Raw genomic sequence first — 25431 nt, 5'->3', positions numbered from 1 at the left:
GTGGGAGGCGCGGCTTTGTCGGCGCACGGTCGGCGCCGCTGGCTGATCCTGGACCGCGACGGCGTGATCAACCACGACAGCGCCGCCTACATCCGCAGCCCGGCCGACTGGCACGCCATCGACGGCGCGCTCGCCGCCATCGCGCGCCTGCACCGCGCCGGGTTCGGACTCGCCGTGGCGACCAACCAGTCTGGCGTCGCGCGCGGCTATTTCGACCTGCCAACGCTGGATGCCATCCACGCCAAGATGCACGCCGCCGTCGCAGACGCCGGTGGGAGCATCGACGCGCTCGCCTACTGTCCGCACACGCCGGACGCGCACTGCGCCTGCCGCAAACCCAAGCCCGGCCTGCTGCTGCGCCTCAAGGCAGAGTGCGGCTTCGCGGCCAGGGACGCCGTCATGATCGGCGACGCCGCGCGTGACATCGAAGCCGCCCAGGCGGCGGGCACGGGCGCCATCGCCGTCGGCGATCTCGCCGAGGCGCTCGCCGGCACCTTCGGCGTGCCGGGCTTCGCGAGTCTCGCCGCCGCCGCCGACTGGCTGCTGGAGGGCCACTGGCCATGCTGATCTTCCTGCGCTCGCTGCTGTTCTCGGCCGGCATGCTGGTCACCGTCATCATCTACGGCGCGCTGGTGCCGCTGGTGGCCGTGTTGCCGTTTGAGCGCCGCTACGCCTTCACCCGCCACTGGGCGCGCCTGAATTTGCGCTGGCTCGAACTCACCTGCGGCGTGCACTACCGCGTGATCGGCCGCGAGAACCTGCCGGACCACCCCGTCGTGGTGCTCTCCAAGCACCAGTCCACCTGGGAAACGCTGGTGTTCCAGGAACTGTTCCCGCCGCTGGTGTGGGTGATGAAGCGGGAACTGCTGTGGCTGCCATTCTTCGGCTGGGGCCTCGCCATGGGCCGGCCGATCGCCATCGACCGCGGCGCCGGCCGGCGCGCCATGGAGCAGATGCTGAGCCAGGGCAAGCAGCGCCTCGACGACGGCCTGTGGGTGGTTATCTTCCCCGAGGGCACGCGCATGCGCCCCGGCGAGCGTGGCCGCTACCGGCCGGGCGGCGCCCTGCTGGCCGTGCACGCCGGCGTGCCGGTGCTGCCGGTGGCGCACAACGCCGGCGAGCTGTGGGGAAAAAAACAGTTCCTGAAGCACGCCGGAACGATCACCGTTGCGATTGGCGAGCCCATCAAGACGGCCGGTCGTGATGCATCCGAGGTGTTAAAGGATGCACAAGACTGGATCGAAAACACCCAGGCCGGCATACTGCCGGCCGCGCGGGGCCGTGCATCGGGCACATCAACCAACAATTAGCCCTGCCAACGGCGCGCTGGTCGACGACCGGCTCGCCACAACCTTAACGAGGGAACGTCATGAACTCGAAGACATCACTCTTGCTTGCCGCCGGTCTCGCCGCGAGCAGCGCCAGCGCCCTGGCCACCGAACTGGACGACCGCTGGTACCTGTCGGGCGGTATCGGCTACGTGTTCGCCGACAGCGATCGCGACCTGTCGATCCCGGGCCTGGATGTGGACGACGGCCCGGCGGCGTTCGCCGGTATCGGCAAGGCCATCAACGACTGGCTGAACCTGGAACTGAACGCCAAGTGGAACCGGTTTGATCTGGGCAGCGGCAACGGCAAGTGGAACCAGTACGGCGCCACGCTGGACGGCCTGTTCTTCTTCAACCGGAACCCGAAGTTCGCGCCTTACGCCGTGGTCGGCGGCGGCATGATGCACTCCGACATCGACGGCTACGACGACAACAGCCCGATCGCCGAGGCCGGCCTGGGCTTCATGCACACCATCAACGACGCCGGCGACACGCTGCGCGCCGAGGTGCGCCATCGCTGGGACTTCGCCGACATCGATGTGCCCGGCGGCGACAAGACCTTCAACGACTGGGTGATGATGGTCGGCGTGACCATTCCGCTCGGCAAGCGGGCCGAGGCGCCTGCGCCGGTCGCGGCGGCCGTGGCCGAACCCGCGCCGACGCCCCCGGCGCCCGCACCGGTCACCGAGACGGTGGTGCTCAAGGGCGTCAATTTCTGCAACGACTGCGACCACCTGTCGCCCGAAGCCAAGGCCATTCTGGACGCGGACGCCATGGCGATCATCAAGCACCACCCGAACGCGACCTTCGAGGTGGCGGGCCACACCGACGCGAACGCCAGCGAGGCGTACAACCTCGACCTGTCGCAGCGCCGCGCCGGCAACGTGCGTTCCTACCTGGTGCAGCAGGGCGTGAACGCCGGCAGCATGTCGGCGGTCGGCTACGGCGAAAGCCAGCCGGTGGCGGACAACGCCACCGCCGCCGGCCGGGCGCAGAACCGCCGCGTCGAACTGCGCATCACCGAGACGCGCTGAAGCGACGCACGGCCGGGCCACGTGCCCGGCCGTCGGACCCACAAAACCCGCGGCTTGCCGCGGGTTTTGTGCTTTCCGGGCTCGAAAGTCCTGCTGCCGTAATACCATCGGCTGGCCGCTTCCGGGCGGCCCACCATAACGACGAGGAGAACCCAGCATGAGCAGCAACACCTACCCCGGTCTCAGGGATCGCGTGGTCATCATCACCGGCGCCGGGCAGGGCATCGGCCGGGCCTACGCCAAGCATTTCGCCGCCCAGGGCGCGATCCCGGTGATCGCCGAGTTCAACGCCGAGGCCGGCCAGAGCGTGGAGGCGGAGGTCAAGGCCGCCGGCGGCCGGGCGCTGTTCGTGAAGACCGACGTCGCTGACGAGGCGTCGACCAAGGCCATGGCGCAGGCGGCGCTCGACAGCTTCGGCCGCATCGACTGCCTCATCAACAACGCTGCCGTGTTCTCGCGCATCACCATGGCGCCGTTCTGGGAACTGCCGGTGGACGAGTGGCGGCGCGCCATGGACGTCAACATCACCGGCTCCTTCCTGTGCGCACGCGCCGTGGTGCCGACCCTGCAGGCGCGGCGCTTCGGTCGCATCATCAACGTCTCGTCGGCCACCATGATCATGGGCCGCGAGAACTACCTGCACTACATCACGTCGAAATCCGCCATGGTCGGCATGACGCGCTCGATGGCGCGCGAACTCGGCTCCTGGGACATCACCGTCAACACCTTCTGGCCGGGCGTGACCAAGACCGAGATCGAGCGCCCGTCGGTGCCGGCCGAGGTGTTCGATCGCATGACGCAGATGCAGTCCATCAAGCGCTTGACGCACACCGACGACCTCGCCCACGGCGTGATGTTCCTGTGCTCGGACGATGCGAGCTTCATCACCGGGCAGAGCCTGCAGGTGGACGGCGGCCTCACGTTCATCTGAGCGGCCAGAACGGCCGGCCACCTTGTCCCGGTGGCCGGCCCGCGGCCGGTCGCGGTGGTACAGTGCGCGCCATCCAAACCGGACCGTGACGGCCGCCATCCCCGCCGAGCCATGCCCCGCGAACTGACCATCGCCCTCGCCCAGATGAACTGTCTGGTGGGCGACATCACCGGCAACGTCGACAAGATCATCGAACTCGCCGCCAGCGCCCGCCGCGAACACGGCGCGGATCTGGTGGTGTTCCCGGAGCTCGCGATCACCGGCTACCCGCCCGAAGACCTGTTGCTGCGCCCCGAGTTCATCGAACGGGCCGAGGCCGGCATCGAGCGCATCCGCCGCGGTGTCGGCGGCATCGCCGTGGTGGTGGGCTACCCGCACCCGAGCAAGGGCGAGCTGTACAACGCCGCCATCGTGCTGCGCGACGGCGAAACGCTGGCGCTCTACCACAAGCACCTGCTGCCGAATTACAGCGTGTTCGACGAGAAGCGCTACTTCAACGCCGGCACGCGCCCGGCAGTGTTCGAACTGGGCGGCGTGCAGGTCGGCCTCACCGTGTGCGAGGACATCTGGGGCCCGGCGCCGATGGCGCAGGCCGTGCGTGCCGGCGCGCAGCTGGTGGTCAACATCAACGCCTCGCCGTTTCACGTCGACAAGCAGGCCGAGCGCGAGGCGGTGATCCGCGAGCGCATCGCCGTCAGTCCCGTGCCGGTGGTGTACGTGAACATGGTCGGCGGCCAGGACGAGCTGGTGTTCGACGGCGGTTCGCTCGTGATGGATGCGCAGGGCCGCATCAGCCAGCGCGCGCCGGCCTTCGAGGAGGGCCTGTACCTTGCGCGCTTTCGCCAGGGCCGCGCGGGCATCGAGCCCGTGCCGGGCGAAGTAGCGCAGGTCGACAGCCTCGCCAGCGTCTACCAGGCGCTGGTCACCGGCGTGCGCGACTACATCGGCAAGAACCGCTTCGCCGGCGCCATCGTCGGCCTGTCGGGCGGCGTCGATTCGGCGCTCACGGTCGCCATCGCCGCCGACGCACTCGGTCCCGAGCGCGTGCACGCGGTGATGATGCCCTCGCCCTACACGTCCGACATGAGCTTGGAGGACGCCCGCGAGGAAGCGCAGGCGCTCGGCGTGCGCTACAGCACGCTGCCGATCGCCGACACGGTGGCCGCCATCGAGCGCACCCTGGCGGACGAGTTCCGGGACAGCCCGCGCGACACCACCGAGGAGAACATCCAGGCTCGCGTGCGCGGCGTGCTGCTGATGGCGCTGTCGAACAAGACCGGCAAGCTCGTGCTCACCACCGGCAACAAGACCGAGATGGCGGTCGGCTACGCCACGCTGTACGGCGACATGGCGGGCGGCTTTGCCGTGATCAAGGACGTGCCGAAGCTGCTCGTGTACAAGCTCTCGCGCTACCGCAACAGCCTGTCGCCCGTGATCCCGGAACGCGTGCTGACGCGCGCGCCGACGGCGGAGCTGCGGCCCGACCAGACCGACCAGGACAGCCTGCCGCCGTACGACGTGCTGGACGCGATCCTGGAGCTGTACGTGGAGCAGGACCGATCGGCCGAGGACATCGCGCGCGCCACCGGCGCCAGCCTCAAGACCATCCGCGAGGTCATCGGCATGGTCACGCGCAACGAGTACAAGCGCCGCCAGGCGGCGCCCGGCGTGCGCATCAGCCAGCGCGCCTTCGGTCGCGACCGGCGCTACCCCATCACGTCCGGGTTCAAGGAGCCACGCGGCTGACGGCCGCCGCCCGCCTACGCCAGCCTACTCAGGGCCGGCGTCATCTGGTATAAATGCGCCCCTTTTTGCCGGCGGCTTGACCGGCAATGTCCGCGGAGAATTCCATGTCCAGGGTTTGCGAGGTCACCGGCAAGGGTCCGATGACCGGTAACAACGTGTCGCACGCCAACAACAAGACGCGTCGGCGCTTCCTGCCCAACCTGCAGCGCCACCGCTTCTGGGTGGTCGCCGAAAAGCGCTACGTCACGCTGCGCCTGTCGCGCCATGGCATGCGCATCATCGATAAGAAGGGCATCGAGGCCGTGCTGGCCGAGATGCGCGGCCGCGGCGTCAAGGTTTAAGGAGCCATCCCATGCGCGAGAAGATCAAGCTGGTGTCCACCGCCGGCACCGGGCACTTCTATACGACCATGAAGAACAAGCGCAATACGCCGGACAAGATCGAGCTGCGCAAGTTCGATCCCAAGGCGCGTGCCTACGTGACCTACAAGGAAGCGAAGATCAAGTAAGCCGCGCGTGGTCTGACGCAGCAGACAATGCCCGCCGAAGTCCTCGTCGAAGTCGATCACGTCTGGCGCAGCTTCGGCCACCGGCCGGTGCTGCGGGATGTGAGTTTCAGCGTGGTGAAGGGTGAGGTGCTGGGGTTTCTCGGCCCGAACGGCGCCGGCAAGACCACCACCATGCGCATCCTCACCGGCACGCTGGCACCCAGCGCCGGGCGGGTGCGGGTCGGCGGTATCGACATGCTGGACGAGCCCACGCGCGCCAAGGCGCAGCTGGGCTATCTGCCCGAAACCCCGCCGCTGAACCGCGACCTCACGGTCGACGAATACCTCGATTTCTGCGCCCGCCTGCGCCGGCTGCCGGCCCGCCAGGTGCGCGCCGCGCGTGAAGAAGCCAAGGCGCGCTGTGGCCTCGAAGACGTCGGCCGGCGCCTGATCGGCAACGTGTCCAAGGGCTACCAGCAGCGCGTCGGCATCGCCCAGGCCATCATCCACAACCCGCCGGTGGTGATCCTGGACGAGCCGACGGTGGGTCTCGACCCGATCCAGATTCAGGAAATCCGCGCCCTGATCCGCGATTTGGGACAAGCGCACAGCGTCATCCTGTCCACGCACATCCTGTCCGAAGTGCAGGCCATCTGCAGCCACGTGCAGATCATCCGCCAGGGCGAGCTGGTGCTGAAGGCCGGCATCGACGAGCTGGCGACGCATCTCACGGGCGCGCATCTCGAAATCGCCCTGCACCGCCCGCCGGACGCGTCCGCGATCACCACAATTCCCGGCGTCGCCGCCGCGCACGCTGCCGGTGAGGGTCGCTGGCTGATCAGCTTCGACGCCGGTGCGGAGCCGACCGATGCACTCGTACGCGCCGCCGTGGCCGGCGACTGGGGCCTGCACGAACTCACCCGCCCGCGCCTGTCGCTGGAAGAGGTGTTCCTGGAGCTGGCCGGTGACGCGCCGGCCGATGAGGCGCAGGCGGCATGAGAAGCGTGCTGGCGATTGCCGGGCGCGAGCTGCGCGTGCTGTTCGCCTCGCCCTCGGCCTGGGCCATGCTGGCCGTGGTGCAGGCGATCCTGGGCTATCTGTTCCTGACGCAGATCGACATGTTCGTGCAGTTGCGTTCGCAGCTCATGGCCATGCCGGATCCGCCCGGCCTCACCGAAATCGTCGCCCCGTCGCTGTTCGGCAGCGCCGGCATTGTGCTGCTGATGGTGGTGCCGCTCATCACCATGCGCAGCTTTGCCGAGGAGCGGCGCAACCAGACCCTGCCGCTGCTGCTGTCGGCGCCGGTGTCGGTCACCGGCATCGTGCTCGGCAAGTACCTCGCGCTGATGGGCTTTCTCACGCTGGTGACGGCGCTCACGGCGCTGATGCCGACGAGCTTGCTGCTCGGTGCGAAGCTCGATCTTGGCCTGCTGGCTGCGGGCGTGCTCGGGCTGTGGCTGCTGCTCGGCAGTTTCGCGGCGCTCGGGCTGTTCATCTCGACCCTCACCTCGCACCCGATGGCGGCGGCCGTGAGCACGTTTGGTCTCTTGCTGCTGCTGTGGATTCTCGACTGGGCCGGCGGCTCGGCGGGCGAGGGCGGCGGCACGCTGCTGCGCGAGCTGTCCATGCTGAACCGCTACCAGCCGCTGCTGAAGGGCGTGTTCTCGACCGCCGACGTCGCGTACTTCGTGCTGTTCATCGTGCTGTTCCTGGGGCTCAGCGTGCGCCGGCTGGACGCCGAGCGCCTGGCGGGCTAGCCGCACATGGCAGCTCACCCGTCCAGCCGCTTCGCACTGCGCCTGCAGGGCGTGATCGCGGTGCTGCTGTTCGTGGCGGTGGTTGGCTTGCTGGGCTATCTCGCGCACCGCTATGACCAGCGCTTCGACTGGACCGCGAGCGGGCGCAATTCGCTGTCCGAGGCGAGCCGGAAGGTGCTGGCCAAGCTGCCTGAAGCGGTGACCGCGACGGCCTTCGTGCGCCCGAATCCTGAGCTTCGCAGCAACATCGACGACCTGCTGCAACGCTACGCCGCCGCGTCGCCCAAGTTCACGGTCAGCTACGTCAATCCCGACCAGGCCCCGGCGCGAGTGAAGGAACTCGGCATCCGCGCCGACGGCACGGTGGTGCTGGAACTCGCCGGCCGGCGTGAGAAGCTCGAACAGCTCGACGAGCAGGCGCTGACGAGTGCGCTCATGCGCCTGTCGCGCAGCAGCGAGCGCAGGCTGATCTTTCTGACCGGCCACGGCGAACGCAGCCCGGACGGGCAGGCCAACCATGATCTTTCGAGCTTCGCCGCCGCGCTGCGCGAGCAGGGCGTGCAGGCCACGCGCCCGGACCCGGCGAGCGGCAAGGACCTGCCCACGGACGCCACGCTGGTCATCACCGCGCCGGCGGTCGATCTCACCGCGGACGAGGTGGCCGCGGTGCAGCGTTTTCTTGGGGCGGGCGGCAACCTGCTGTGGCTGGCCGATCCGGGGCCGCTGCACGGGCTTGAACCCATCGCCGCCGAGCTTGGCCTGCGCTTCGTGCCGGGCACGATCATCGACCCGGTCGGGCAGGCCATTGCCGGCAGTGCGCATTTCGCCATCGCCACGCCGGACAACTACCGCTTCCACCCGGCGCTGGCGAACTTCGACTTCACCACGCTGTACCCGCTGGCGGCGGGCATCGAGCACGATGAGAAGGCGCCCTGGGCGGCCACGGATCTGGTCGAGATCGCCGCCGAAGGCTGGGCCGAGACCGGCCCCATCGAGGCCAAGGTCGGCTTCGATGACGGGAACGACCGGCGTGGTCCCTTCGTACTCGCAAGCGCCTTTACCCGCACGCAGGGCGAGCGCGAACAGCGCGTGGTGGTGGTGGGCGATGGCGACTTCCTGTCGAACGCCTACGTCGGCAACGGCGGCAATCTCAACCTGGGCCTGAACCTCGTGAACTGGTTATCTGCGGACGAGGGTCTGGTCAACATCCCGCCGCGCACCGCGGCCGACACCGACCTTGCCCTGTCGCGCGACAACAGCCTGCTGATCGGTTTCGGTTTTCTGTTCCTGATGCCGGCGGCTTTTGCGGCGGCCGGGCTCGGTGTCTGGCTGCGCCGCCGGGGGCGCTGATGCGCGGCCGGTTGTGGCTGAACCTCGGCCTCGCGATCGCACTCGCCGTGCTCGCCCTGGTGGCTTGGCGGCAGCCCGGCAAGACGCCGCCCCCGGCCGAAATCAAGCTCACCACGCTCGACACGCAGTCGGTCAGGCGCATCGCGTTCCACCCGCCGCGCGGTGAGGGTTTCGTACTCGCTCGCGACGGCAAGGACTGGCTCATCGAGCAGCCGCGCCTGCGCGCGCAGCCGTTTCGGGTCGAGACCATTCTGGAACTCCCGGCTGCGGTGAGCGCCGCCCAGCTCGCGCTCGCCGACAACAAGGACAACAGCTTCGGCGTCGACCCGCCGCAGGCGCGCGTGGTGTTCGACAACACCGAGATCGCGTTCGGCCTCACCAACCCGGTGGGGCTGCGCCGCTACGTGCGCGTGGGCGAGGCCGTGCACCTGATCGACGACCGGTATTTCCACCACGCCGCGTCCAGGTGGACCGACTGGGTCGATCGCCGCCTGCTGCCGGACGGCGTGACGCTGACGCGCGTGCAGTTGCCGGACCTCACGCTCGCCCGCGGCGGCGTGCACTGGCAGGCGACCCCGCAGAAGCCCGGCATCGGCGCCGATGCGATCGCCGAACTGGTTGCCGAGTGGCAGCGCGCCTACGCCATGGACGTGGAGCCGGCCGACGCGCCGGCCGATACCAAACCGCTGCGCCTTGAATGGGACGGCGGCGCGCTCGATCTTGCGCTCGCCCGCGACGGTGACGACTGGCTGCTGTACCGCCGCGATGCACCGATCCGCTACCGCTTCAGCGACAACCAGGGCCAGCGCCTGCTGGAGCTCAAGGAACCCGCGCCGCCGGCGGCGGGCAATGCCGCCCCCGCCGATTCCGACGTTACGTCTGACGCGCCCGGGCCCGGCGACGCCGGCAACGATTAATGCCGGAACTGCCGGAGGTCGAGACCACCCGCCGCGGCCTCGAACCGCTGCTGGTCGGCCGCCGCGTCACGGGCGCCGTGGTGCGTAACGCCGCCCTGCGCTGGCCGGTGGCGCCGGAACTCACCACCCGCCTGCCCGGCGCGCGCATCGACGCCGTCGGCCGCCGCGCCAAGTACCTGCTGCTCGGCACCGCCGAGGGCCACCTGCTGCTGCACCTTGGCATGTCGGGCAGCCTGCGCGTGCTGGCGGCCGGCACGCCGGCGTTAAAGCACGACCACGTCGACATCCTGCTTGACGACGGCCAGTGCCTTCGCCTGCACGATCCGCGCCGCTTCGGCAGCATCCTCTACGCGGGAGACGATCCGGCGCAGCACGCGCTGCTGGCGCACCTCGGGCCGGAGCCGCTGGCGCTCGACGCCGCTGCGCTTGGCGCGCACCTGCACGCCGCCTCGCGTGCGCGTCGCGTGGCGGTCAAGCTGTTCCTGATGGACGCGGGCGTGGTGGTCGGCGTCGGCAACATCTACGCGAGCGAGGCGCTGTTTCGCGCCGGCATCCGGCCTGACAAGCCGGCAGCCAGCCTGAGCCGCCCGGCATATGTGCGTCTGGCGGGCGCCGTGCAGGCGGTGCTCGGCGAGGCCATCGCCGCCGGCGGCACCACGCTGCGGGATTTTTCCAACAGCGACGGCCTGCCGGGCTACTTCGCGCAGGAACTCAACGTCTATGCCCGCGCCGGGGCGCCGTGCCGCGTGTGCACCGCGCCCGTCCGCGAACAGCGCATGGGGCAGCGCTCGACCTTCTGGTGCCCGGTCTGTCAGCGCTGAAGCAACTCAGGCGCGCAATCCCATCTCGCGCAACAGCGGCATGACTTTTTCGCCGAAGTCGTCGAGCTCCGGCAGGTAGTCCAGCCACGACAGCAGCAGGATGTCGACGCCGATGTCGGCCAGTTCGCCGATGCCGCGCGCCACCTGTTCCGGCGTGCCGACCAGCGGATAACCGCCCCAGCCGACAATGAAGCGCTCGGTCAGCGCGCGCGCCGCCTCGGGCGTCATCGATCCGCTCTGCACGCCGAACGTGGTCAGCAGGTTGTCGAGCGCCCCGTAATCGCCGCGCGCCACGATGTGGTCCCACACGGCGCGCGCCTCGGCCTCGGTGTCGCGGCACACCACGGCGGCCGAGGTCATGATGCCGATGTCGCGCCCGTAGCCGGCGGCCTTGCCGCGGATGTGGCCGATCAGCTCGCGGCCCTGGTCGGGCGTCTGCACGATGCTGAAATTGACGTCCATCTCGCGCGCCGCGTAGTCGATGCCGGCCGGCGAGATGCCGGCGTTGATCAGCAGCGGATACGGCCGCTGCACGGGCTTTGGCAACAGATACCCGCCGCGCACGCGGTAGTACTCGCCCGTGTAGTCGAAATCCTGCTCCTGCCACAGGCGCTTGCAGACGGTGATCCACTCCGTCGCGCGCGCGTAGCGGTCGTCGTGCGGCAGTTGCTCGACGCCGAACATCTCCATCTCCGGCGTGAACCAGCCGCACACCACGTTGATGCCGAAGCGGCCGTGGCTGATGCGGTCGATGGTCGCGGCCTGCTTGGCGGCGAGGATCGGGTGCACGGTCGGCACGTGCGAGGTGGCGAAGATGTGGATGCGCTCGGTCACCGCCGCCAGCGCCGCGGCCCAGGTGTAGACCTCCAGGCAATCGCCGTTGAAGTCGGTTTCGCCGCCGAAGCCCTTCCAGCGGCCGACCGGCACCAGCAGGTCGAAGCCGAGCGCCTCCGCCTGCCGCGCGAGCGCGAGGTTCTGCTCCCATGTGGGCCGGAACGACGATTCCGCCGTGCTGATGGTGCAGCCGTTGCTGACGTTGCTGCCGAAGATGCCGAGCTTGATGCGGTGCTCGGAAGCGAACAGCGGGTGCGTGGCCCGCCCGGTTGGTGTGGCCATCGGCTCGTTCTCCTCGTGGCGCAGGGGCGCGCGTCAGTTATAACCGCAATCCCGCCCCCATTCCGCCGGCCATGACCAACCTGTTTCGCGACCTGCCGGTCGCCCCGCTCGCCGCCGAGAGCATCGACACCCTGCTGGACCGCCCGGGCCTGCGCATCGAGCGCATCGTGTCCACCGGCCAGGCGAGCCCGCCCGGTTTCTGGTACGACCAGCCGCAGCACGAGTGGGTGGTGGTGCTGCAGGGCGAGGCGCGCGTGACGGTCGAAACGCCCAACGGCGCCCGCACGGTCCACCTCGCCCGCGGCGACAGCCTTGAACTGCCGGCGCACTGCCGCCACCGCGTGGAGGCCACGCAGGCCGAGCTGCCCACGGTGTGGCTCGCGCTGCACTGGCCGGCCGTCGCCTGAGCGGCCTCGCCATGCGCGTGCTGCTGCTGTCCGACACCCACGGCGTGCTCGACCCGCGCGTTGCCGAGCTCGCGCAGGACTGCGCGCTCGCCGTGCACGCGGGCGACGTCGGCGCGAGCGCTGTGCTCGACGCGCTGACCACGGCCGCCGGGCGGGTGCTCGCCGTGCGCGGCAACAACGACGTGCCGGGCAAGTGGCGCGGCAGCCTCGACGACCTTGCGGCGCTGCCGCAGGTGCTGGACATTCCGCTGCCCGGCGGGCGTCTGGTAGTCACTCACGGCGACCGACAGGCGGCCCGGCAACGCCACGCGCGGCTGCGGGCGACCTACCCCGATGCACGGGCCGTGCTCTACGGCCACAGCCATCGGCCAGTGCAGGATCGGGACGCGCCGGTGTGGGTACTGAACCCCGGTGCGGCAGGCCGTGCGCGCACTTTCGGTGGCGCCTGCTGCCTGGTGCTTGAGGCGACGAGCACCGACTGGCGACTGGACGCGCATCGCTTCACGTCGGCGTGAACGCCGGCGCCTGGCCAGCGGCGACTGATGCTTGCGGAAGGGGTGGACGATGCCCGCAAGGAAGCGCGCCGCCTGCAAACGCCGGTCGACCAAGGCACCGACCCGCGCGAGGCGGACGCCGCGCACTACGACCGCCACAGCTACGCCGCCGAGAAGCACGCGGCGCTGCTGGCCTGGGAAACGCACCTGACCGAGGCCGCCGCGGCGAACGTGGTGCCGCTGCGCCGTAGCCGTGACTAATCCGCAGGATTACAATTCCGCGCCATGCTGACCATCGGCGAGCTGCCCGAGTACACCCGCCGCGCGGACAAGCTGCTGAGGGATGCCGAGCGGCGGGACGTCATCGACTACCTCGCACAGCACCCCAAGGCCGGCGACCTGCTCGAAGGCACCGGCGGCGTGCGCAAACTGCGCTGGGGGCGCGACGGCCGCGGCAAGAGCGGCGGCGTGCGGGTCATTTACTACTTTCACAGCGAGGCCATGCCGCTGTACCTGTTGACGCTGTTCGCCAAGAGCGAGCGCGCCAACCTGAGCAAGGCCGAGCGCAATGAGCTTGCCCGCCTGGTGGACCTGCTGCGGGCGGCATGGCTGGACCGGAGGAATCCATGAGCAAGCGTGCATTCGAAAGCATCCGCCAAGGACTGACCGAAGCCATCGCCCACGCCAAGGGCGAACCCGTTGCGGCGCGCATTCACACGCTCGCCCCACCGGACATCAAGGCGCTGCGGCGCAGTCTCGGCTTCACACAAGAACAATTCGCGGCGCGGCTTGGCTTTTCCGTCGCCACGCTGCGGCATTGGGAGCGCGGCGACCGCAAGCCACAAGGGCCGGCACTGGTGCTGCTCAACGTTGTGCAGCGCGAGCCGCAGGCGGTTTTGCGGGCGCTCACCAAGGCCGCGTGAGGGGGCCGCGCGCCCTGCTGGACCGCCTCGCCGCGCGCTCGACAAACCCACCCTCACCCCGGCCGACTTCCCCGCCGACAACCCCGAGGACTGACATGAAACACCTGTTCCACGCTCTGCTCCTCATCGCGCTCGCCGCGCCCGCCGGCGCCGCCCAATCATTCGGCGCCTGGCTTGCCTCCGTCGCCACCGACGGCGCCCTGTTCGCCGCCACCATCAACGATAGCCGCGACGTGCTAAGCCAATCCTGCGATCTGAATGGTGAGGACTGCGTCTGGCTGCTGGTCATTCGCTCGCCATGTACCGAGGGCGCGAGCTACACCGCCCTGTCCAACTCCGACAGCGGCACCGCCCAACTGCGCCTGCTGTGTCTATCTCCAAACGCCGACGGCCAACACCGCTACGCGTTCGAAGACTTCGCTGCCATCGACCACATCATCAAGACCGACACGCGTGTCGGCTTCGCCCTGGCCCTGCAGAACGGCCAGTTCAAGGCTGTCCGTTTCGACCTCACCGGCTCCCGACTGGCTATCGACCACATGCGCCGCCAAGCGGCCGGTCCCGCAATCCCGCCAACGAAACCTGCCGCCGTGGAATTTTTCTAGGCGCCTCCGGCCGTCTTGCCGCGCCCCAGAGCGCGCCAACTTCGCGCGCCTCAGACGCACCAGCGAAACGCAGACACGCCAGTAAATTCGCGCAACTCGTTGTTTTTATGGTGCCGATGAGAGGACTCGAACCTCCGACCTGCTGATTACGAATCAGCTGCTCTACCGACTGAGCTACATCGGCGCGGGACGCGTCCGGCCGCGGGGGCCGGGGGCGGCAATTATAGCCGCAGGCCCGCGGCCACCGGCGCCTGCGGACGCTTGTCGCTAGAATGCGGGCCGCTTCCCGCCACGCGTTGCCTCCGTGCCTGCTGCCGAAACGATCGACCCACGTCTTGCCGCGCTGCACGCCTGGGTGGCGGAGCGCCTGGCTGACTTTTCGCTGGAGCCGGCTTCGGCGGACGCCAGTTTCCGGCGCTATTTCCGCGTCGGTCACGCCGGCGGCACGCTGATCGCGATGGACGCACCGCCGCCGCAGGAGGACTGCCGGCCGTTCGTCCACGTGGCGGGGCTGCTGCGCGAGGCGGGCTTGAACGCGCCGCAGGTGCTGGCCGCCGATCTTGGGCGGGGCTTCCTGCTGCTGAGCGATCTTGGCCGGCACACTTACCTCGATGTGATCGGCGACGCGAACGCGGACGCGCTGATGGACGATGCCATCGACGCGCTGGTGCGCTGGCAGGCCGCCAGCCGGCCGGGCGTGCTGCCGCCGTATGACGACGCCCTGCTCGGGCGGGAGCTCGATCTGTTCCCGGACTGGTACGTGGCGCGCCATCTGGGACGCGAATTCACGCCCGCGCAGGCCGCCACCTGGCAGGCTGTGCGCGGCCTGCTGATCGAGCGTGCGCTGGCGCAACCGCGCGTGTACGTGCACCGCGACTACATGCCACGCAATCTTATGCCGGCCGACGGCGCGCCGGGCGGCGCCGGCATCCTCGATTTTCAGGACGCCGTGTACGGGCCGGTGAGTTACGACCCGACGTCCCTGGTGCGCGATGCCTTTGTGTCCTGGCCGCGCGAACGCGAACAGCGCTGGCTCGCCGACTACTGGCAGCGCGCGCGCGCGGCGGGCGTGCCGGTGCCGGGGCGTTTCGACGCGTTCGAGGCCGACTGCGACATCATGGGCGCGCAGCGGCATCTGAAGGTGCTTGGCATCTTCGCGCGCCTGAATTACCGCGACGGCAAGCCGCGGTATCTGGCGGAAACGCCGCGCTTCGTGGCGTACATCGAGGCCGCTGCCGCGCGCACGTCGGCGCTCGCCCCGCTGGCCGGCCTGCTGGCCGACCTGCATGGGGTCGCGCGGTGAAGGCGATGATCCTCGCCGCCGGGCTCGGCACGCGCATGGGCGCGCTCACGCGTGATCTGCCCAAACCGCTACTGGCCGTGGACGGCGAGCCGCTGATCGCGCACCGCGTGCGGGCGCTGGTGGCGGCGGGCTTTACCGATCTGGTGGTGAACGTGGCTTACCTTGGCGAGCAGATCGAGGCCGCGCTTGGCGACGGCAGCCGCTTCGGGGCGCGCATCGACTACTCGCGGGAGCCGGACGGGCCGCTCGGTACCGGCGGCGGCATCAAGCGCGCACTGCCGCGGCTGGGGCCGCAGCCGTTCGTGCTGGTCAACGCCGACGTGCGGTGTGACTACCCGCTCAGCGCGCTGCGTCGGCCGCTGGCCGGCCTGGCGCATCTGGTGCTGGTCGACAACCCGGACCACAACGCGGCCGGCGATTTCGCGCTGCTGCCGCACGGGCGGGTGGCCAACCAGGGACAGACCATGCTGACCTTCGCCGGCGTGAGCGTGATCGACCCGCGGCTGCTGGACGGCGCGACCGGGGACAATTTCAGCCTCACGCCGCTGCTGCGCCGGGCCGCCGACGCCGGGCAGGTGACCGGCGAGCACCACGCCGGCGCGTGGCTTGATGTCGGCACGCCGGACCGCCTGGCGCGGGCGCAGGGGGCCGCGTGATCGACGCGGTGCGCGACCTGGTAACACGCGTGTTGGCGCTGGTCGGCTTCGACCCGGGGTGGCTGGCGTGGGCGACGCCGGTGTCCCTGCTCACGCTGCTCGGTACCCTGCTGCTGCTACCGGTGCTGGTGGCGCGTTTGCCGCAGGATTACTTCTTTCGTGAGCACCGCCCGCCGGTGCCGCACACCGGCCACTGGCTGCTGCGCTACACGCTGCTGGTAGCCAAGAACCTGGTCGGCCTGGTGCTGCTGGTGGCGGGGCTGGCCATGATGGTGCTCCCCGGCCCGGGGGTCGTCACGGTGCTGGGGTCGTTTGCGTTGCTCAACCTGCCCGGCAAGTACCACCTGGAGCGCTGGCTGGTGTCGCGCCCGCAGGTGCGTGCCGCCATCACGCTGATGCGCGAGCGCGCCGGCCGCCCGCCGCTGCATCTGCCCTGACCGCCAACACCCGGAGGCCCGCATGGGCAAGCGCCTGACCCGCATCTATACCCGCACCGGCGACAAGGGCACCACGGGCCTTGGGGACGGCTCGCGCGTGGCCAAGGACGCCGCCCGCGTGGAGGCCTACGGCACGGTCGACGAACTCAACAGCGTGATCGGCATGCTGCGCACGCACGCGCTGCCGGGCGACATCGACGGCTGGCTGTCCGATATTCAGCACCGGCTGTTCGATCTGGGCGGCGAGCTGTGCATCCCGGGCCACAGCATCCTCACCGACGCGCAAGTGACCGGCCTCGAAGGCTGGCTCGACCAGCTCAACGCGGACCTGGAACCCCTCGCCGACTTCATCCTGCCGGGCGGCAGCCCCGCGGCGGCGGTGTGTCATCTGGCGCGCACCGTGTGCCGGCGCGCCGAGCGGCGGGTGGTGACGCTGCTGGCGACCGAGCCGGGCGGCGAGACGGGCCTCAAGTACCTGAACCGCCTGTCGGACCTGCTGTTCGTGCTGTCGCGCAGCCTGAACCGCGCCGCCGGCGTGCCTGACGTGCTCTGGCAGCGGCCTGCGGACGCGTGACGGACGCGACCTCCCCGGCGGCACCCCGTGGACGCTGAGCGGACGCCGTCCGCCTGGTCCGGGCCGGCGCTCGCGCTCGGCATCGCCACAGTCGGCTGGAACTTCGGGCTCGGCCTCACGCACATCGTGCTGCCGCTGTACGCGGCCCACATCGGGCTCGATCCGCTGCGCATCGGCACCGTGCTCGGGGCGCCGGTGGTGGTGCAGCTGCTGCTCGGCCTGTACGGCGGCGCGGCGGCGGACCACTGGGGCGGACGCAACATCCTGATGCAGGCCGCGCTCACGCTGGCGCTCGGCGGCGTCGCGTGCATCTTTGCCCGGGACTTCTGGACGCTGCTCGCGGCGCAGTTGTTCCTCACCTACTCGCGCGGCGTGTTCTGGCCGGCCTCGCAATCGATCGCGGCGGCCCTGCCGGGCGAGCGGGCGGTCAACCTCGGGCGGCTGAACACGCTGATGAGCCTCGGGCAGATTTCCGGCACCGCGCTCGCCGGCGTGCTGGTGCTGGGCTTCGGGTACGGCGGCACGTTCGCGGTGTTTGCCGGCATCGCTGGCATCGCCCTGCTGGCGGCGGCCTGCTTGCCCAAAGTTGCGCGCACGGCAGGTCATGGCGCCGCGCTCGGCGCGCATTTCGGGCCGCTGTTTCGGCGCCGCGCCATCTGGTTTGCGCTGCTGACCTCGTTTCTGTGCGCGCAGCCGGTGTCGCTGGCGCAGTCGTTCTTTCCGATCCTGCTGCGTGATCTCGGTTTCGGCGAGGGCGCCATCGGCCCGCTGATGGCGCTGCGCCCGCTCGGCGCCGCGGCGGCGACGCTGCTGCTCGCCCGGGCGCTCGGCTCGCGAGCTGGGCTGCCGCTGGCGGTCGGGGCCGGCATCGCACTAGCGGCGCTGCTGTATGCCGCGCCACTCGGCACCTGGCTGCCGACCAGCGGCGCGCTGATCGGGCTGATCGGCGTCGCCTCCGGCATGTTGCTGCTGTACTACCAGCTCATCGTCGCCGCCGCGGCACCCCCCGAGGCGCGCGGCTCGGCACTCGCCATCGGCGGCATGGGCTGGGGCCTGTCGCATTTGACGGGGCCGTTTTTCATCGGCGTGATCGCCCAGCAACTCGGCCTGCCGGCGGCCATCCAGTGCTGGGCCGGCTTCACGCTGCTGCTGGCGCTGGCCCTGCTGCCGGCGTACCGGTGGGCGCAGGCGGATGCGGTCGCCGCGCCGTGATGGCCGCGGCGGGTCGTCGGGGCTTTTTGCCATAATGCCGGCGCCGCGCTGAACGGGCGTTCGAAAAGGATTTCGGGAGGGGAAACCAATGGGTTCACGGAACGTGCGTCATGCGCTGGCCATTGCGGCGCTGGTGCTGGGCATCCACGGCGCGCAGGCCACGCCGGGCGCGGTGGACGAGGCGCGCATCATCGGCGCCGACGGTGAACCAGGTAACTGGCTCGCCCACGGGCGCACGTACGGCGAGCAGCGCTTCAGCCCGCTCGACGGCATCAATGCCGACACCATCGGCAAGCTGGGTCTGGCCTGGTACGCGGACCTCGGCACCCGGCGCGGGCTAGAAGCCACGCCCATCGTGGTGGACGGCGTCATCTACACCACCGGCGACTGGAGCCGCGTGTACGCCATCGACGCCGCCACCGGCAAGACCCTGTGGACCTACGACCCCAAGGTGCCGCGCGCCTGGGGCGTGAATGCCTGCTGCGACGTGGTGAACCGCGGTGCGGCGGTGTGGAAGGGCCGCGTCTACGTCGGCACCATCGACGGGCGGCTTGTTGCGCTAGACGCCGCCACCGGGCAGCTTGCCTGGGAAACGCTCACCATCGACCCGAGCAAGCCGTACTCGATCACCGGCGCGCCGCGCATCGTCAAGGACAAGGTCATCATCGGCAACGGCGGCGCCGAGTACGGCGTGCGCGGCTACGTGTCCGCCTACGACGCCAACACCGGCCAGATGGTGTGGCGCTTCTGGACCGTGCCGGGCGACCCGTCCAGGGGCTACGAGTCCCCCGACATGGAGATGGCCGCCAAGACCTGGAACCCGGCCGGCGAGTGGTGGAACAAGGGTGGCGGCGGCGGCACGGTGTGGGATTCCATGGCCTACGACCCGGACCTGAATCTGCTGTACGTCGGCGTCGGCAACGGCGCGCCGTGGAACCGCTGGGAGCGCAGCAAGGCCGACGGCGACAACCTGTTCCTGTCGTCCATCGTGGCGCTCGACCCGGACACCGGCCGCCACGTGTGGCACTACCAGACCACGCCCAGCGAGACCTTCGACTACACCGCCACGCAGCACATGATCCTGGCCGACATCACGCTCGGCGGGCAGCTGCGCAAGGTGATCATGCAGGCGCCCAAGAACGGCTTCTTCTATGTACTGGACCGCGCCACCGGGCAGTTCATCTCGGCCGAGAACTACGTGCACGTCACCTGGGCCACGCACGTGGACCCGGCCACCGGCCGGCCGGTGGAGTCCGATCCCAACCAGTACCGCGACGAGAAGAAGCTGATCTTCCCGGCGCCGTTCGGCGGCCACAACTGGCAGCCGATGTCCTACAGCCCGCTGACCGGCCTGGTGTACATCCCGGCGCAGGATCTGCCGTTCACGTATGCGCAGGAGAAGGGCTTCGAGTACGGCCGCCACCCGTGGAACATGGCGGTCGACATGGCCGCCGCCATGCCGCCGCCGGGCCAGGACCCGGCGCTCACGCGGAACGTGATGCGCGCCATCGCCAAGGGCCACATCGGCGCCTGGGATCCGGTAGCGCAGAAGGAAGTCTGGCGCGTGCAGCACGACGGCCCGTGGAACGGCGGCATGCTCAGCACCGCCGGCAACCTGCTGTTCCAGGGCAACGCCAAGGGCGAGCTGGTGGCCTACCGCGCCGACAACGGCCAGCGCCTGTGGAGCGCGCCCACGCAATCCGGCATCGTGGCGCCGCCGGTGAGCTACGCCGTCGATGGCGAGCAGTACGTGGCGGTCATGGTCGGCTGGGGCGGGGCGCTGGGACTGGCCGGCGGCATCGCGCCGCGCGAGGGCGACCAGGTCGGCGGCCGCCTGCTGGCCTTCAAGCTCGGCGGCAGTGCGCAATTGCCGCCCGCGCCGCCGCCGCCGGTGCTGCCGCAGCCCCCGGCACAGACGGCGTCGGCCGACACCATCGGCAAAGGCGACGCGCTCTACCACGCCTACTGCTCGGTGTGTCACGGCCTGAACGCCGAGTCGCCCACGCTCGCCGACCTGCGCTACATGCAGCCCGGCACGCACGCGCTGTTCGACAAGATCGTGCTCGACGGCCTGTACAAGGATCTCGGCATGGTCGGCTGGTCGAAATACCTCAGCGCCGACGACGCGAACGCCATCCACGCCTATCTCATCGAGCGCGCCCACCAGACGCAGCGCGAGCAGGCCGGCGGCTGGTGGCTCGCGGTCAAGAACTGGGCCTACGGCGTGCTGGCCAAGCTGGTGGCCTGGTTCATCCAGGTAACGGCTTAGGTTGAAAAAAGCATCCATGCTTTTTTCAACTCGCGCTGTCGCGGTACATGCCCGCGACAGGCTCCCCCGATCAAGCACGTACCGTGCTTGATCGGGGCGCGAGCCATCCCTGGCTCGCGGTAGTGCTGCTGGGCAGTGCGGCCCTCGCTCCGGCCCACGGCCGGAGCGATGACACCCCGCCGCTGGTGGTGACCATCGAGGCACCGCGCGACATCGCGCAGTGGACCGCCGCCGGCAGCGGCAGCCGCATCGACGCCGCCGACATCGCCCGCACGCGCCCCGCGCACGCGAGCGAACTGTTCGCGCGCGTGCCGGACGTGTGGGTGAGCCGCGGCGACGGCCAGGAGAGCCTGATCGCCATCCGCTCGCCGGTGCTCACCGGCCCCGGCGCCTGTGGCGCGTTCCAGATTCTGGAGGACGGCATCCCGATCCGGCCGGCCGGCTTCTGCAACGTGAACGAGCTGTTCGAGGTTGATTTCGCGCAGGCTGCTGCGGTGGAGGTGGCCCGCGGCCCGGCCAGCAGCCAGTACGGCGCCAACGCGCTGCACGGCGCCATCAACATCGTCTCGCACCGGCCGGGACCGCAGCCGTGGACGGTCGGTCTGGAAGCCGGACCCGACGACACCGCCACCGGCCGCGTGTCCGCCGGCTCGCGGCACTGGCGGCTCGACGCGCAGGGCATGGACAGCAACGGCTTTCGGGACGCCGCGCCGGTCGGCGAGCAAAAGCTCGGCCTCGCGCACGCGACCGACCTCGGCCGCTGGCAGGTCACCTCGCGGCTTGCCGCGAGCAACCTCAACCAGGAAACCGCCGGCTTCATCGTCGGCAAGAACGCCTACCGCAAGGCCGGTCTCAGGCGCGACAACGTGAATCCGGAGGCCTACCGCGACGCCTCGTCGGCACGCGCGGCCAGCGCTTGGCGCACCGTGCTCGGCAATGACGCGGCGCTGTCGATCACGCCCTACGCGCGCTGGTCGTACATGGATTTCCTGCAGCACTTCCTGCTCGGCCAGCCCACCGAGACCAACGGCCAGCGCAGCGCCGGCGTGCTGCTCGATCTGCGCAAGCCGCTGCCGGGTGGCATCGACTGGCAGGGCGGCGCGGTGGTCGAGTACGCGCGCGGCTTCCTGCAGGAGTTCCAGGCCCGGCCGCTCACCACCGGCACGCCAGCCCAGCAGGCGACCCGGCCGGCGGGCGTGCATTACGACTTCGAGGTCGGTTCGCGCATGGCGGGGCTGTGGCAGGCGCTCGATGTGCCGCTCGACGCCGCCGGCCGCTGGCACGTGCTGGCGAGCCTGCGCGGCGAGTACCTTGACTACGACTACGACAACCGGGCGCTCGACGGCAACACGCGGGACGATGGCACGCCGTGCGGCTTCGGAGGCTGTCTCTACAACCGCCCGGCCGACCGCAAGGACGACTTCACCAACCTCGCCGGCCGGCTTGGCCTGCGTCACGGGGAGCTGGCCGACGGTCAATGGCACGCGGCGCTGTCGAGCGGCTTTCGGCCGCCGCAGGTCACCGAGCTGTACCGCCTGCAACGGGGCCAGACCACGGCCGATCTCGACAGCGAGCGCCTCGACGGAGTGGAACTCGGCTACCGGCGCGCCTGGTCCGACCTGCGCGTGGACTTGACCGCGTTCGGCATGGAAAAGCGCCATTTCATCTTCGCCGACGCGCAGGGTTTCAACGTCAGCGACGGCAAGACGCGGCACTACGGGCTCGAAGCCGAGGCCACCTGGCGCCCGGCAACCCGGCACGAGCTGAACCTCGCCGCGAGCCTCGCCCGCCACCGCTACGCCTTCGACCGCGTCGCGAGCGGCGGCGAGACCATCGAGCGCGGCAACGAGATCGACACCGCGCCGCCGTTCATGGCCAACCTGCGCTGGCTCTATCAACCCCGCCGCGACCTGACCGTGGAGTTGGAGGGCATCCGCATGGGCCGCTACTACCTCGACGCCGCCAACAGCGCCCGCTACCCCGGCCACACGCTCGCGAACCTGCGCGTGGACTGGACCGCCAATCCCCACGCCACGCTGTTCGCGCGCCTGACCAACCTCACCAACCGCAATTACGCCGAGCGGGCGGACTTGGCCTTCGGCAATTACCGCTACTTCCCCGGCCGACCGCGCGAGCTGTTCGTGGGTATCGAGTGGACGCCATAAAAAAAATGCCCCGGACGACTGGGTCGCCCGGGGCTTTTTTTGGGAGCGCCTGCGCGCCTTAGCTCACAGCTGCGACGTGCAATGTGGGCAGCGCGTGGCCGCCAGCGGAATGGCGGTGGCGCAGTGCGGGCAGTCCTTGGTGGTCGGCGCCGCCGCCGGCTCGGGTTTTTTGAGCCGGTTCAGGTTCTTGATCACCATGAAGATCGCAAACGCGACGATCAGGAAACTCACGATGGCGTTGATGAACAAGCCGTAGTTCAGCGTAACGGCACCGGCCGCTTTCGCGGCGGCAACTGACAGGTAGGGCGCTGCCGTGGCGCCCTCTTTCAATACCAGGAACAGGTTAGAGAAGTCGACGTTGCCGAGCAGCAGACCGATTGGCGGCATCAGCACGTCGTCCACCAGGGACTTGACGATGGCGCCGAAGGCAGCGCCGATGACCACGCCGACCGCCAAGTCGACCACGCTGCCCCGCATCGCGAAATCTCGGAATTCTTTCATCATTGACATGGTGGGTATCCCCTCTTCGTTGTTGACGGCGCGCTCAACACGCGCCGCAGCCGCACAACTGCGGCGCCCGTATAGTGCAACAACGTTCACGCCCAACCAACAGCACCATTTTGGCGCGCGCGGCCCATGACGTGCCCTGCTACTGAGCATTGTCAGCGAGGGCTGTGGCCTCGCGCAGCGGGCAGCGGGCTGATATGAGCTGGCGCGAACATTGCAATAGATTCCGGGCGCCCGCCGCCATTCCGGCGCCCGGGCAAGCATGGGAGACCTGCACAGCATGAAAACCGTTTTCCTGAGCTCGCTCGCCAGCGTCGGCCTGCTGGCCAGTGTCGGTGCCGCTGCCGACATCACCGGCAACATCGGCCTGACCAGCGACTACGTGTTCCGCGGCCTGAGCCAGACCGACGAGAAGCCGGCCATCCAGGGCGGTCTGGACTACGCTCACAGCAGCGGCGCATACGCCGGCGTGTGGGCCTCGAACGTCGATTTCAGCGAGAGCGACTTCGGCGCCACCGACGAGGCGCACATTGAAGTCGACCTGTACGCGGGCATGACCGGCAAGGTCGGTGACCTGGGCTGGAAGTTCGGCGGCATCTACTACGCCTACCCCGGCGTGTCGGACAACTCCGGCCTCAAGTACGACTACTGGGAATTCGGCCCGACGCTGACCTACCCGGTCGGCCCGGCCACCGCCAGCCTGATGGTGATGTGGAGCCCCAACTTCTACAACGAGACCGGCAAGGGCCTGTACTCCGAACTCGGCCTGTCCGCGCCGGTCGGCTCCTTCACCGTGGGTGCCACCTTCGGCCACCAGGACATTTCGCGCAACCTCAAGTTCGGCGCGCCGGACTACAACAACTGGTCGCTGTACGCCTCGACCACGGTGGCGGGCATTGGCCTCAAGCTGGCCTACACCGACACCGACCTCAGCGGCAGCGACTGCTTCGGCGGTGCCGAGCCGTTCGGCGACTGGTGCGACGGTCGCGCCGTGTTCAGCGTGAGCAAGGCGCTGTAACAGACGCGCCGGCGTTCAACGCAACAAAAAAGCGGGTGGGCCTGATGGTCCACCCGCTTTTTTTGTGTCCCGAAAACGGCCCGGCGACCAAGCGTCGCCGGGCGTGTTTACCTCACATGTTGGCGACGATCGCTCGCCCGAACTCGCGGCTGCCGAGCTTGGTGGCGCCGTCCATCAGGCGCTCGAAGTCGTAGGTCACGGTCTTGGCCTGGATGGCGCCCGAGATGCCCTTGACCACCAGGTCCGCCGCTTCGGTCCAGCCGAGGTGCCGCAGCATCATCTCGCCGGACAGGATGATCGAGCCCGGGTTCGACATGTTCTTGCCGGCGTACTTGGGCGCGGTGCCGTGCGTGGCCTCGAACAGCGCCACGGTGTCCGACATGTTGGCGCCGGGCGCGATGCCGATGCCGCCGACCTGCGCGGCGAGTGCGTCCGAGATGTAGTCGCCGTTGAGGTTCAGCGTGGCGATCACGCTGTAGTCGCGCGGGCGGGTCAGGATCTGCTGCAGGAAGGCGTCCGCGATCGCGTCCTTGACCACGATGTCGTTGCCGGTGCGCGGGTTCTTGAAGCTGCACCACGGGCCGCCGTCGATCTCGACCGCGCCGAACTCGCCCTTGGCGAGTGCGTAGCCCCAGTCGCGGAAGCCACCCTCGGTGAACTTCATGATGTTGCCCTTGTGCACCAGCGTGACCGACGGGCGGTCGTTGTCGATGGCGTACTGGATGGCCTTGCGCACCAGGCGCTGGGTGCCTTCCTCGGACACGGGCTTGATGCCGATGCCGGAGCTTTCCGGGAAGCGGATCTTCTTGACGCCCATTTCCTTGATCAGGAAATCGATGACCTTGCGCGCGTCGGGGGTTTTCGCCGCCCACTCGATGCCGGCGTAGATGTCCTCGGAGTTCTCGCGGAAGATCACCATGTCGGTGTCCTCCGGGCGCTTGATGGGGCTCGGCGTGCCGGTGTAGTAGCGCACCGGGCGCAGGCACACGTACAGATCCAGTTCCTGGCGCAGCGCCACGTTCAGCGAGCGGATGCCGCCGCCGACCGGCGTCTCCAGCGGGCCCTTGATGCCGACCAGGAACTCGCGCATCGCGGTCAGCGTCTCGGCCGGCAGGTAGGTGTCGTTGCCGTACAGCGCGGCCGCCTTGGCGCCGGCGTAAATTTCCATCCAGGCGATCGAGCGCTTGCCGCCGTAGGCCTTGGCGACGGCGGCGTCGAGCACCTCGATCATCGGCGGCGTCACGTCGATGCCGATGCCGTCACCCTCGATGAACGGGATGATCGGCCGGTCCGGCACGTTCAGCGAGTTGTCGGCCTTGGCGGTAATGCGCGTGCCGTCGGTCGGTACAATGATTTTGTCGTAAGCCATGGCCT

Annotated in this window: 29 protein-coding genes and 1 tRNA gene; 26 read left to right on the top strand and 4 right to left on the bottom strand. The window is 69.5% G+C overall.

Annotated features, from left to right (window positions below; translation table 11 throughout):
• Window positions 1-15 precede the first annotated feature (15 nt).
• The 12 genes from gmhB to mutM all read left to right on the top strand — a co-directional run bounded on the left by gmhB (window position 16) and on the right by mutM (window position 10371).
• Window positions 16-567 (top strand): D-glycero-beta-D-manno-heptose 1,7-bisphosphate 7-phosphatase, encoded by a 552-nt coding sequence (gmhB, locus tag AB7F93_RS05670; RefSeq protein ID WP_428301914.1) that lies wholly within the window; start codon window positions 16-18, stop codon window positions 565-567.
• Window positions 564-1310 (top strand): lysophospholipid acyltransferase family protein, encoded by a 747-nt coding sequence (locus AB7F93_RS05665; protein WP_428301991.1) that lies wholly within the window; start codon window positions 564-566, stop codon window positions 1308-1310. The genes gmhB and AB7F93_RS05665 overlap by 4 nt, the downstream gene beginning before the upstream one ends.
• A gap of 59 nt (window positions 1311-1369) precedes the next feature.
• The gene (locus AB7F93_RS05660; RefSeq protein WP_428301913.1) at window positions 1370-2362 is read left to right on the top strand and encodes an OmpA family protein; all 993 of its coding nucleotides are present in this window, start codon (window positions 1370-1372) and stop codon (window positions 2360-2362) included.
• 157 nt (window positions 2363-2519) lie between these two features.
• Complete coding sequence (locus tag AB7F93_RS05655; RefSeq protein ID WP_428301912.1) at window positions 2520-3293, top strand: SDR family NAD(P)-dependent oxidoreductase; 774 nt, start codon at window positions 2520-2522, stop codon at window positions 3291-3293.
• A gap of 111 nt (window positions 3294-3404) precedes the next feature.
• Window positions 3405-5039 carry an NAD+ synthase gene (locus AB7F93_RS05650; protein WP_428301911.1) on the top strand — a complete coding sequence of 545 codons (1635 nt, stop codon included), beginning with the start codon at window positions 3405-3407 and terminating at the stop codon, window positions 5037-5039.
• Window positions 5040-5143: 104 nt separating this feature from the next.
• Window positions 5144-5380, top strand: coding sequence for a 50S ribosomal protein L28 (gene rpmB, locus AB7F93_RS05645; protein ID WP_428301910.1), 237 nt, complete (start codon window positions 5144-5146; stop codon window positions 5378-5380).
• Between the two features lie 11 nt (window positions 5381-5391).
• On the top strand, window positions 5392-5547 hold the full coding sequence (gene rpmG, locus AB7F93_RS05640) for a 50S ribosomal protein L33 (RefSeq protein ID WP_428301909.1): 156 nt from the start codon (window positions 5392-5394) through the stop codon (window positions 5545-5547).
• Window positions 5548-5574: 27 nt separating this feature from the next.
• Window positions 5575-6525: an ABC transporter ATP-binding protein gene (locus AB7F93_RS05635; RefSeq protein WP_428301908.1), complete on the top strand. Its 951-nt coding sequence runs from the start codon at window positions 5575-5577 to the stop codon at window positions 6523-6525.
• Complete coding sequence (locus AB7F93_RS05630) at window positions 6522-7283, top strand: ABC transporter permease (protein ID WP_428301907.1); 762 nt, start codon at window positions 6522-6524, stop codon at window positions 7281-7283. The genes AB7F93_RS05635 and AB7F93_RS05630 overlap by 4 nt, the downstream gene beginning before the upstream one ends.
• Window positions 7284-7289: 6 nt before the next feature.
• Entirely contained in the window at window positions 7290-8633 is a 1344-nt protein-coding gene (locus AB7F93_RS05625) for a GldG family protein (RefSeq protein ID WP_428301906.1), read from the top strand.
• The gene (locus tag AB7F93_RS05620) at window positions 8633-9550 is read left to right on the top strand and encodes a DUF4340 domain-containing protein (RefSeq protein ID WP_428301905.1); all 918 of its coding nucleotides are present in this window, start codon (window positions 8633-8635) and stop codon (window positions 9548-9550) included. Before AB7F93_RS05625 ends, AB7F93_RS05620 begins: the two co-directional genes overlap by 1 nt.
• Window positions 9550-10371, top strand: coding sequence for a bifunctional DNA-formamidopyrimidine glycosylase/DNA-(apurinic or apyrimidinic site) lyase (gene mutM / locus AB7F93_RS05615; protein ID WP_428301904.1), 822 nt, complete (start codon window positions 9550-9552; stop codon window positions 10369-10371). The genes AB7F93_RS05620 and mutM overlap by 1 nt, the downstream gene beginning before the upstream one ends.
• A gap of 6 nt (window positions 10372-10377) precedes the next feature.
• Here the strand turns inward: mutM and AB7F93_RS05610 are convergent, their stop codons facing one another.
• Window positions 10378-11487 (bottom strand): LLM class flavin-dependent oxidoreductase, encoded by a 1110-nt coding sequence (locus AB7F93_RS05610; protein WP_428301903.1) that lies wholly within the window; start codon window positions 11485-11487, stop codon window positions 10378-10380.
• A gap of 71 nt (window positions 11488-11558) precedes the next feature.
• On the opposite strand from AB7F93_RS05610, the gene AB7F93_RS05605 reads away from it, so the two are divergent.
• The 6 genes from AB7F93_RS05605 (at window position 11559) to AB7F93_RS05580 (ending at window position 13916) form a co-directional block, all read left to right on the top strand.
• Window positions 11559-11894 (top strand): cupin domain-containing protein, encoded by a 336-nt coding sequence (locus tag AB7F93_RS05605; protein WP_428301902.1) that lies wholly within the window; start codon window positions 11559-11561, stop codon window positions 11892-11894.
• An 11-nt stretch (window positions 11895-11905) separates the two neighbouring features.
• Complete coding sequence (locus AB7F93_RS05600) at window positions 11906-12409, top strand: metallophosphoesterase family protein (protein ID WP_428301901.1); 504 nt, start codon at window positions 11906-11908, stop codon at window positions 12407-12409.
• A gap of 27 nt (window positions 12410-12436) precedes the next feature.
• The gene (locus AB7F93_RS05595; protein ID WP_428301900.1) at window positions 12437-12649 is read left to right on the top strand and encodes a hypothetical protein; all 213 of its coding nucleotides are present in this window, start codon (window positions 12437-12439) and stop codon (window positions 12647-12649) included.
• Between the two features lie 24 nt (window positions 12650-12673).
• Window positions 12674-13018 (top strand): type II toxin-antitoxin system RelE/ParE family toxin, encoded by a 345-nt coding sequence (locus AB7F93_RS05590; RefSeq protein WP_428301899.1) that lies wholly within the window; start codon window positions 12674-12676, stop codon window positions 13016-13018.
• A complete protein-coding gene (locus AB7F93_RS05585) occupies window positions 13015-13311 on the top strand; it encodes a helix-turn-helix domain-containing protein (protein ID WP_428301898.1) in 297 nt (98 codons plus the stop codon). Before AB7F93_RS05590 ends, AB7F93_RS05585 begins: the two co-directional genes overlap by 4 nt.
• Before the next feature lie 95 nt (window positions 13312-13406).
• Window positions 13407-13916: a hypothetical protein gene (locus AB7F93_RS05580; RefSeq protein WP_428301897.1), complete on the top strand. Its 510-nt coding sequence runs from the start codon at window positions 13407-13409 to the stop codon at window positions 13914-13916.
• A gap of 108 nt (window positions 13917-14024) precedes the next feature.
• Here the strand turns inward: AB7F93_RS05580 and AB7F93_RS05575 are convergent.
• Window positions 14025-14100: transfer RNA gene (locus AB7F93_RS05575), tRNA-Thr, on the bottom strand.
• 120 nt (window positions 14101-14220) lie between these two features.
• Between AB7F93_RS05575 and AB7F93_RS05570 the strand changes: the two genes are divergently transcribed.
• The 7 genes from AB7F93_RS05570 (at window position 14221) to AB7F93_RS05540 (ending at window position 22532) form a co-directional block, all read left to right on the top strand.
• Entirely contained in the window at window positions 14221-15219 is a 999-nt protein-coding gene (locus AB7F93_RS05570) for an aminoglycoside phosphotransferase family protein (RefSeq protein ID WP_428301896.1), read from the top strand.
• Window positions 15216-15875, top strand: a complete 660-nt coding sequence (gene murU / locus AB7F93_RS05565) for an N-acetylmuramate alpha-1-phosphate uridylyltransferase MurU (protein WP_428301895.1) — start codon at window positions 15216-15218, stop codon at window positions 15873-15875. The genes AB7F93_RS05570 and murU overlap by 4 nt, the downstream gene beginning before the upstream one ends.
• Window positions 15872-16312 carry a PGPGW domain-containing protein gene (locus AB7F93_RS05560; protein WP_428301894.1) on the top strand — a complete coding sequence of 147 codons (441 nt, stop codon included), beginning with the start codon at window positions 15872-15874 and terminating at the stop codon, window positions 16310-16312. The genes murU and AB7F93_RS05560 overlap by 4 nt, the downstream gene beginning before the upstream one ends.
• Window positions 16313-16334: 22 nt before the next feature.
• Window positions 16335-16886 (top strand): cob(I)yrinic acid a,c-diamide adenosyltransferase, encoded by a 552-nt coding sequence (locus tag AB7F93_RS05555; protein ID WP_428301893.1) that lies wholly within the window; start codon window positions 16335-16337, stop codon window positions 16884-16886.
• A gap of 27 nt (window positions 16887-16913) precedes the next feature.
• Window positions 16914-18098, top strand: coding sequence for an MFS transporter (locus AB7F93_RS05550; protein ID WP_428301892.1), 1185 nt, complete (start codon window positions 16914-16916; stop codon window positions 18096-18098).
• Window positions 18099-18186: 88 nt separating this feature from the next.
• The gene (locus AB7F93_RS05545) at window positions 18187-20367 is read left to right on the top strand and encodes a PQQ-dependent dehydrogenase, methanol/ethanol family (RefSeq protein WP_428301891.1); all 2181 of its coding nucleotides are present in this window, start codon (window positions 18187-18189) and stop codon (window positions 20365-20367) included.
• An 83-nt stretch (window positions 20368-20450) separates the two neighbouring features.
• Window positions 20451-22532 carry a TonB-dependent receptor gene (locus tag AB7F93_RS05540; RefSeq protein ID WP_428301890.1) on the top strand — a complete coding sequence of 694 codons (2082 nt, stop codon included), beginning with the start codon at window positions 20451-20453 and terminating at the stop codon, window positions 22530-22532.
• 63 nt (window positions 22533-22595) lie between these two features.
• On the opposite strand, the gene mscL is transcribed toward AB7F93_RS05540, so the two are convergent.
• Complete coding sequence (gene mscL, locus AB7F93_RS05535; RefSeq protein WP_428301990.1) at window positions 22596-23036, bottom strand: large-conductance mechanosensitive channel protein MscL; 441 nt, start codon at window positions 23034-23036, stop codon at window positions 22596-22598.
• A gap of 283 nt (window positions 23037-23319) precedes the next feature.
• Here mscL and AB7F93_RS05530 point away from each other — a divergent pair, with 283 nt between their 5' ends.
• A complete protein-coding gene (locus AB7F93_RS05530) occupies window positions 23320-24057 on the top strand; it encodes a TorF family putative porin (protein ID WP_428301889.1) in 738 nt (245 codons plus the stop codon).
• Window positions 24058-24169: 112 nt separating this feature from the next.
• Here the strand turns inward: AB7F93_RS05530 and icd are convergent, their stop codons facing one another.
• Window positions 24170-25426, bottom strand: coding sequence for an NADP-dependent isocitrate dehydrogenase (gene icd, locus AB7F93_RS05525; protein WP_428301888.1), 1257 nt, complete (start codon window positions 25424-25426; stop codon window positions 24170-24172).
• Between the last annotated feature and the right edge of the window lie 5 nt (window positions 25427-25431).

The sequence above is a fragment of the Immundisolibacter sp. genome, assembly GCF_050250495.1.
Taxonomy (GTDB): Bacteria; Pseudomonadota; Gammaproteobacteria; order Immundisolibacterales; family Immundisolibacteraceae; genus Immundisolibacter.
Note: the sequence above shows the minus strand (reverse complement) of the source record. Positions and strands in the feature narration are given on the sequence as shown.

Bases quoted from the DNA above. Each gene is read 5' to 3' on its own strand.
- AB7F93_RS05660 (WP_428301913.1), top strand. From the start codon at position 1,370: ATGAACTCGAAGACATCACTCTTGCTTGCCGCCGGTCTCGCCGCGAGC.
- AB7F93_RS05655 (WP_428301912.1), top strand. From the start codon at position 2,520: ATGAGCAGCAACACCTACCCCGGTCTCAGGGATCGCGTGGTCATCATC.
- AB7F93_RS05650 (WP_428301911.1), top strand. From the start codon at position 3,405: ATGCCCCGCGAACTGACCATCGCCCTCGCCCAGATGAACTGTCTGGTG.
- rpmB (WP_428301910.1), top strand. From the start codon at position 5,144: ATGTCCAGGGTTTGCGAGGTCACCGGCAAGGGTCCGATGACCGGTAAC.
- rpmG (WP_428301909.1), top strand. From the start codon at position 5,392: ATGCGCGAGAAGATCAAGCTGGTGTCCACCGCCGGCACCGGGCACTTC.
- AB7F93_RS05635 (WP_428301908.1), top strand. From the start codon at position 5,575: ATGCCCGCCGAAGTCCTCGTCGAAGTCGATCACGTCTGGCGCAGCTTC.
- AB7F93_RS05630 (WP_428301907.1), top strand. From the start codon at position 6,522: ATGAGAAGCGTGCTGGCGATTGCCGGGCGCGAGCTGCGCGTGCTGTTC.
- AB7F93_RS05625 (WP_428301906.1), top strand. From the start codon at position 7,290: ATGGCAGCTCACCCGTCCAGCCGCTTCGCACTGCGCCTGCAGGGCGTG.
- AB7F93_RS05620 (WP_428301905.1), top strand. From the start codon at position 8,633: ATGCGCGGCCGGTTGTGGCTGAACCTCGGCCTCGCGATCGCACTCGCC.
- mutM (WP_428301904.1), top strand. From the start codon at position 9,550: ATGCCGGAACTGCCGGAGGTCGAGACCACCCGCCGCGGCCTCGAACCG.
- AB7F93_RS05610 (WP_428301903.1), bottom strand. From the start codon at position 11,487: ATGGCCACACCAACCGGGCGGGCCACGCACCCGCTGTTCGCTTCCGAG.
- AB7F93_RS05605 (WP_428301902.1), top strand. From the start codon at position 11,559: ATGACCAACCTGTTTCGCGACCTGCCGGTCGCCCCGCTCGCCGCCGAG.
- AB7F93_RS05600 (WP_428301901.1), top strand. From the start codon at position 11,906: ATGCGCGTGCTGCTGCTGTCCGACACCCACGGCGTGCTCGACCCGCGC.
- AB7F93_RS05595 (WP_428301900.1), top strand. From the start codon at position 12,437: ATGCTTGCGGAAGGGGTGGACGATGCCCGCAAGGAAGCGCGCCGCCTG.
- AB7F93_RS05590 (WP_428301899.1), top strand. From the start codon at position 12,674: ATGCTGACCATCGGCGAGCTGCCCGAGTACACCCGCCGCGCGGACAAG.
- AB7F93_RS05585 (WP_428301898.1), top strand. From the start codon at position 13,015: ATGAGCAAGCGTGCATTCGAAAGCATCCGCCAAGGACTGACCGAAGCC.
- AB7F93_RS05580 (WP_428301897.1), top strand. From the start codon at position 13,407: ATGAAACACCTGTTCCACGCTCTGCTCCTCATCGCGCTCGCCGCGCCC.
- AB7F93_RS05555 (WP_428301893.1), top strand. From the start codon at position 16,335: ATGGGCAAGCGCCTGACCCGCATCTATACCCGCACCGGCGACAAGGGC.
- AB7F93_RS05545 (WP_428301891.1), top strand. From the start codon at position 18,187: ATGGGTTCACGGAACGTGCGTCATGCGCTGGCCATTGCGGCGCTGGTG.
- mscL (WP_428301990.1), bottom strand. From the start codon at position 23,036: ATGATGAAAGAATTCCGAGATTTCGCGATGCGGGGCAGCGTGGTCGAC.
- AB7F93_RS05530 (WP_428301889.1), top strand. From the start codon at position 23,320: ATGAAAACCGTTTTCCTGAGCTCGCTCGCCAGCGTCGGCCTGCTGGCC.
- icd (WP_428301888.1), bottom strand. From the start codon at position 25,426: ATGGCTTACGACAAAATCATTGTACCGACCGACGGCACGCGCATTACC.